Origin of the sequence: Nocardioides sp. Soil777, from assembly GCF_001428425.1 — a bacterium.
GTDB lineage: Bacteria > Actinomycetota > Actinomycetes > Propionibacteriales > Nocardioidaceae > Nocardioides > Nocardioides terrigena.
The window spans coordinates 61,545-67,833 of record NZ_LMSN01000006.1 but is presented as its reverse complement, the minus strand read 5'-3'; the positions used below and the strand labels follow the sequence as shown (position 1 = coordinate 67,833).

The window sequence follows — 6,289 nt, the reverse complement described above, 5'->3', positions numbered from 1 at the left end:
CGACTCAAGAACCACAACCTGGGCCGCATCCCGGCGGCCAAGATCGACACCAACTAACAACCGCAGAGGGGTCCGTTTTCAACCGACGCTAAGGGGTTCATTTTCAGCCGTCGTTGACACCCAGCGCGGGTATCACGTAGGTCGCTCAACTTGTGGGGAGATTCGCGGCGGGGGCTCCCGCTTGCTCCGACTAGTGTCTGTCAGCGATGGTTTCCGGAATCGACCCCTCAGTGCTGCGCGCCGCTCGCGAGAAGGCGGGCCTGACCCAGCATGAGTTGGCGCGTCTAGTTGGTGCCGCCGGTGGGGAGCGCATATCTCGTTGGGAGCTGGGCGCGTCGGTTCCTCGGCCGGACTTCTTGGTCAAGCTTGCTAGAGCGCTCGACATCCCGACCCTTCGTCTAATTCACATGGAGGGTGAGGTTCCTGATCTCAGAGCACTGCGTTTGAAGGCGGGGCTGACGGTGCCCGAGTTGGCTGCGGCCGTCAACGTGGCTGTGCCGACCTACTACGCCTGGGAGCAAGGCCGTTGGACCCGACTTCCAGCAGCCAGGCAGCTTGAGAGTCTCGCGCGTGGGTTGGGGGACACAGTCGACGTCGTCGCCGCGGCCTTCCAGGAAGCCCGGCAGCAGCGTCTGCGGCGCGGGTAGGTCTAGCGCCGTAGACGGGCGCGCCTGGCGCCGAGTTGACCGTAATCCACAGGGAGATATTCCTCCCGAAAAGTCCGCATGATTTGTGGTCCCATTGACCTGGATGTTCGGTGCGTGCAAGCGCTCAGTCCCATCGGGGGGAGTGGGCCACGCAACCACTTCCGGTCAGGACTCGGGCGATGACATCTCGGAATCGGTCAGCTGTGGATAACGATTCTCTCGATAGAAATGCACTAGTGTGTTTCTATCGAGTCGGGCTCGCGATGACCGCTCCCGGCACGTCTTGACACGTAGGTGATCGAGACAAGAGAGGACTCGGGGATCCATGTCGATGAACACTGCTCAACAAGCACGGGACGAGGTTGGCGCCAGTATCAAGGCACCTCCCGACCACAACCATTTCCCACGGCTGAGGCGCCGCCGCAGGCGTTGGGTCCTGGCACTCTGCGCGGCTCTTGTCGCTGCCGGCGGCCTGGGGACCGCGTTCGCGTTCACCTCGGTTAACGACACCCAAGAGGTCCTGGTCGTCAGCAACGACATCAAGCGTGGCGAGACCATCGAGGCCGGCGACCTCGCCGTCGTGCGGGTCAGCGTCGACCCGGCGTTGACCCCGGTCCCCGGCAGCCAGAAGGCCGAGCTCGAGGGCAGCCGTGCTGCCGTCGACCTGTGGGCCGGCACTCTGCTCACCGCGCAGGCAGTCACCGACAACCTGGTGCCGGGGGAGGGAGAGTCCCTGGTGGGCATCAGCCTTACTCCCGCGCAGAGGCCGTCAGAGCCGCTCTACGGCGGCGACGTCGTCCGGATCGTCACCACGCCCGGCGACCAGGGCGAGATCACCGACAGGGAGCCGGTCACCATCGAGGCCACCGTCGTTGGTGTTAACCGGGTCGAGGAGACGGGGGAGACCGTCGTCGACGTCGCGGTGCCCGAAGCCGAGGCGGCCGAACTGGCTGCCCGGGCTGCCACCGGACGGGTCGCACTCGTCCTGGACGCCCGGGAGCGCTGAGGCATGGCGGTGATCGTCCTGGCCTCCGCGAGCGGTTCGCCCGGCGTGTCCACCACGGCGCTCGGGCTAACCCTCAACTGGCACCGACCCGTGCTCCTGGTCGACGCAGACCCGACCGGATCCTCATCGGTCTTCGCCGGCTACTTCCAGGGCGCCCAGGAGCCGACCGGCGGCCTGATCAACCTCGCTCTCTCCCTGCGCGAGGGAACGCTGGCGGACGCGCTGCCCCGGGAGACGCTGCTGCTGGACCCCGAGGCGCCGGCCGAGCGGTCTGCTTGGTTCCTACCCGGCATCCGGGCCCACGAGCAGGCCCCCAGCCTGCTGCCCCTGTGGGAACCGCTCACCGAGCAACTGCGCGCCCTCGACCGCAACGGCCAGGACGTCATCGTCGACGCCGGACGACTCGGCCTCGCCGGCTGGCCCCAGCCGCTGATCGCTGCCTCCGACCTGACCCTGCTCGTCACCCGCAGCTCGCTGCCGGCCCTGGCCGGTGCCACCAGCTGGGCCAAGACCCTGCGGGCACAGTTCGCCGCGGTCGGTGGGCTCTCCCGTCTCGGGGGACTCCTCGTCGACGAGGAGCGACGCTGGCCCTCGCTTCCCACCGGCGCCCGAGTCCGGCCCTACACCGCACGCCAGATCGCCAAGGCCCTCCAGATCCCCGTGGTCGCCTCCGTGGACTGGGAGCCCGAGGTGGCCGAGGTCTACTCCCACGGCGCCCGCAAGCCACGCAAGTTCGAGTCCTCCGGACTGCGGCGCGGCTACCGGGGCAGCACCGCCGCAATCCAGTCCATCCTCGGCGCCAACCAGGCCGCCCTCGCTCCCACGAACGGAGGCCACGCATGAGCACCAACGGACACCACCCGGAGACCAACGGCCGCGACCCGCTGCGCGCAGACGAGTGGCTTGAGGCCCGCCATGCCGCGAACCGTGAGCAGACCTCGCCGTTCGCCCGAGGACGCGGTTCCAACGGCACCCCGCCGCCCCCGCCGGTCGTCGAGGACGACGACCCGACCTCGCTGCCGATCTTCGCCGGCGCCTGGACCAGCGAAGGCGAGGGCCAGCTGCCTGGCCGCGCCCGCTCGGAGTTCAGCCTGCGCCCGCTTGTGGCGCCCGCACCGGAGGAGCACCAAGACACCCGCGGCACGGATGGCGAGGTCGAGCTGGACTGGGAGCTGATCGCGCAATACCGCGCTGAGATCTCGTCGCGACTGACCGCCCGGCTCGACAAGGAAGGTGGTCGGGTCACCGAGGAGGACCGCGAGCAGATGGGCCTCGACGTCATCGAGGAGCTCATCAAATCCGAGGCCGAGACGTTGGTCTCGACCGGCCGTCCGCCGTGGACGAAGGACCACGAGAAGGCACTCAAGTCCGCCCTCCACGCCGCCCTGTTCGGGCTCGGCCGCCTGCAGCCCCTGGTCGAGCGCGAGGACGTCGAGAACATCATCGTCATCGCCCGCGGCCCGGTCTGCTCGGTGTGGCTGGAGCTGGTCGACGGCACCCTTGTGGAGGCCGCCCCGATCGCCGACTCCGAGGACGAGCTGCGCGAGTTCCTCTCCGACCTAGGCGCACGGCAGAACCGGCCCTTCACCGAGGCCCGGCCGCACCTGGACCTCCGGCTGCCCGGGGGAGCGCGGCTCGCGGCCGGCTCCTGGGTGATGGCCTACACCTCCGTCGTGATCCGTCGCCACAGCATGCGCGAGGTGTCGATGGACGAGATGGTCTACGACCGCAAGGCGTGCAGCGCGGTCCTGGCCGACTTCGTCGCAACCTGCGTGCGCGCGGGCAAGAGCATCGTCGTCTCCGGGGTCCAAGGCAGCGGCAAGACCACTTGGGTCCGGGCCCTGTGCTCGTGCATCCCGCCCTGGGAGATGATCGGCACCTTCGAGACCGAGTTCGAGCTGCACCTGCACGAGCTCGTCGACCGCCACAAGATCGTCCACGCGTGGGAGCACCGCCCCGGATCCGGCGAGGTCGGCATCGACGGCCGCCAGGCCGGTGAGTTCAGCCTCGAGGAGGCCATCCACCACTCCTTCCGGTTCAACCTCGCCCGCCAGATCGTCGGTGAGGTCCGCGGCCCGGAGGTCTGGAACATGCTCAAGGCCATGGAGTCCGGGCCGGGCTCGATCAGCACCACCCACGCCCGCAGTGCCGAGCACACGATCGAGAAGCTCGTCTCCTGCGCCATGGAGAAAGGCCCCCAGGTCACCCGCGAGCTGGCAATCAGCAAGCTGGCCGCCGCGATCGACATCGTGATGTACCTGCGCTCGGAGGTCGTCGCCAATCCCGACGGCACCTTCCGCAAGCAGCGCTGGGTCGAGGAGGTCCTGGTCGTCCAGCCCAGCATCGACGCCGCCAGGGGATACGCCACCACCCCGATCTTCGCCCCTAACCAGCTCGGCCAGGCCGTCGCGACCGGCAAGCTCGACAACTTCCTCGCCCAGGAGCTGGCGCGGCATGGGTTCGACCTCGAGGCGTACAAGGCCGAGTCCCAGGCCAACCCGGGGGTGGCCACCTCATGAGCACTGCGTTCCTGCCCGCCGTCTTCGGGGCGCTCATCGTTATCGGTCTGATCGGGATGGTCTACGCGCTAATCCCCGCGCCGCCCGAGCCGCCGCGGCCCGCCCGGACCGTCACCCCGTTCGGGCGGCTGGGGAACTGGTTCGTCCGGCTCGACCGGCGCACCCGGATGCTGATGGTCGGCGGTGCCGTGGCTGGCCTCCTGGTCGCGCTGGTGACCGGCTGGGTGATCGCGATCGTGCTCGTCCCGGCCGGGATCGTCGGTATCCCGCTGTTGCTGACGCCCCCGCCGGCGGCCGCGAGCATCGAGAAGCTCGAGGCGCTCGAGGAGTGGACGCGGTCCCTGTCGGGCAAGCTGACCGCCGGCCAGTCCCTGCGCTCGGCGCTCATTAAGTCCCTGCAGTCCGCGCCGGCGCCGATCGAGCGCGAGGTCGGACTGATGGTCTCCCGGTTGTGGAACAACACCGCCAGCACCGAGGACGTGCTGCGCGCCTTCGCCGAGGACCTCAACGACTCCACTGGCGACGTCGTGGCCAGCCAGCTGATCCTTGCCGCCAGCGGCCGCGGCCAGGCCGGACTGTCGAAGGCCTTGGACGCCCTCGCTGAGACCGTCGCCTCCGACGTGCGCGCTCGCCGCCAGATTGCCGCCGACCAGGCCAAGCCCCGCACCACCGCCCGCACCGTCACCGTGATCACCCTCGGTGTGCTGGGCATGCTCGCCTTCACCGGGGACTACATCGAGCCCTACGGGTCCCCGCTGGGCCAGGTCATCCTCGCCGTCCTGCTCTCGGCCTACGTGGCCACGCTGCTGTGGATGCGCCGGATGGCTGTCGCCAAGCCGCTCCCGCGGTTCCTCGACCTCCAGGCCCGCAACGCCCACCGCGCCGCCCAGCGCACGGCACCGGGCGAGAAGGAAGGAGCGCTCGCATGACCGGCCTGCAGATCGCGCTCGCCAGCGGCACCCTCATCGGACTGGCCCTCGCCCTGCTCGTATGGCGCCTCGCGCCCTCCGACCCCGACCTGGTCGACGCGCTGGACCGTCTCTCACCTGACCACGTCGTGCCCCGCCGCAACACTCCCGGCCTCGACGTCGACACCGGCGCCGGCTCGGCGGTCGATCGGATCGGCTTGTGGGCGATGAAGAACCTGCCCGGCGGCGCCTGGGCCCACACGCCTCGCAAGGACCTGGCCATCCTGCAGATCAGCGAGACCCGGTTCCACGGCGAGAAGGTCGTCTGGGCACTGCTCGGCCTGATCATGCCGCCGCTGCTGGCCGCCTTCTTCACTCTGATCGGCCTCCCGCTGCCGTTCGCCATTCCGACGCTCGGCTCGCTGGCCCTGGCAGCCCTGTTCTGGTTCATGCCCAACTACAACGCCGCCGACGACGCCAAGAAGGCCCGCATCGAGTTCAGCCGCGCCCTGGGCGCCTACATCGACATGGTGGCCACCGGCGTCCGCGACGGATCCAGCGGCCAGCAGGCGCTGCGCTCGGCAGCCGAGGTCGGCGACAAGTGGGTCTTCAAGCGGATCGAGAGCGAGCTGCGCCGCGCCCGCTACATGACCCGCGCACCCTGGGACTCCCTGCACGGTCTCGCCGACGAGCTCGCCGTCCCCGAGCTCGATGACCTCGCCGACATCATGCAGCAGTCCGGCCAGGACGGAGCCCAGATCTACAACAACCTCCGGGCCCGCGCCGCCGCACTCCGGTCGGCGATGCTCAGCGCCGAGGTCGGCAAGGCCAACGCCACCTCCGAGCGCATGTACATCCCAGCCAGCCTGCTCGGCATCGTCTTCATGGCGATCCTCGTCACCCCCTCCCTGCTCCGTTTCACCACCTGACCGACCTAACACCGACCCCAAAGAACCAGGGTCACCCAGACCGCAAACCGAACAACCAGGAAGGAAGAACCCCGATGTTGAAGCTCTTCATCGCCCTCCAGATGGCGGCGCTGACCGCGCTCGCCTCCCTCGAGGACCGCGTCACCCGGCAGCGCGACGAGCGCGGCTCCGTCACGATCGAGCAGGTCCTGTGGGCCGGCGCCGTGATCGTCATCGTCGGCATCGTCGTCGCGGCCATCAAGTTCTTCGTGACCAGCGAGTCCGCCAAGATCAAGTAGGC

The 6,289-nt window shown here is 69.0% G+C and carries 7 protein-coding genes; all 7 read left to right on the top strand.

The features are described from left to right. Positions 1-206: 206 nt before the first annotated feature. Positions 207-647, top strand: a complete 441-nt coding sequence (locus tag ASG88_RS24185) for a helix-turn-helix domain-containing protein (RefSeq protein ID WP_082600003.1) — start codon at positions 207-209, stop codon at positions 645-647. A gap of 331 nt (positions 648-978) precedes the next feature. Continuing rightward, on the top strand, positions 979-1,653 hold the full coding sequence (locus ASG88_RS06225) for an SAF domain-containing protein (RefSeq protein ID WP_056886577.1): 675 nt from the start codon (positions 979-981) through the stop codon (positions 1,651-1,653). A gap of 3 nt (positions 1,654-1,656) precedes the next feature. Then, positions 1,657-2,496, top strand: a complete 840-nt coding sequence (locus ASG88_RS06220) for a hypothetical protein (RefSeq protein WP_056886572.1) — start codon at positions 1,657-1,659, stop codon at positions 2,494-2,496. After that, on the top strand, positions 2,493-4,172 hold the full coding sequence (locus tag ASG88_RS06215; protein ID WP_056886571.1) for a CpaF family protein: 1,680 nt from the start codon (positions 2,493-2,495) through the stop codon (positions 4,170-4,172). Before ASG88_RS06220 ends, ASG88_RS06215 begins: the two co-directional genes overlap by 4 nt. After that, positions 4,169-5,101, top strand: coding sequence for a type II secretion system F family protein (locus ASG88_RS06210; protein WP_056886570.1), 933 nt, complete (start codon positions 4,169-4,171; stop codon positions 5,099-5,101). Before ASG88_RS06215 ends, ASG88_RS06210 begins: the two co-directional genes overlap by 4 nt. Continuing rightward, entirely contained in the window at positions 5,098-6,009 is a 912-nt protein-coding gene (locus ASG88_RS06205; protein ID WP_056886569.1) for a type II secretion system F family protein, read from the top strand. The genes ASG88_RS06210 and ASG88_RS06205 overlap by 4 nt, the downstream gene beginning before the upstream one ends. A 74-nt stretch (positions 6,010-6,083) precedes the next feature. Then, positions 6,084-6,287 (top strand): hypothetical protein, encoded by a 204-nt coding sequence (locus tag ASG88_RS06200; RefSeq protein ID WP_056886568.1) that lies wholly within the window; start codon positions 6,084-6,086, stop codon positions 6,285-6,287. Positions 6,288-6,289 lie beyond the last annotated feature (2 nt).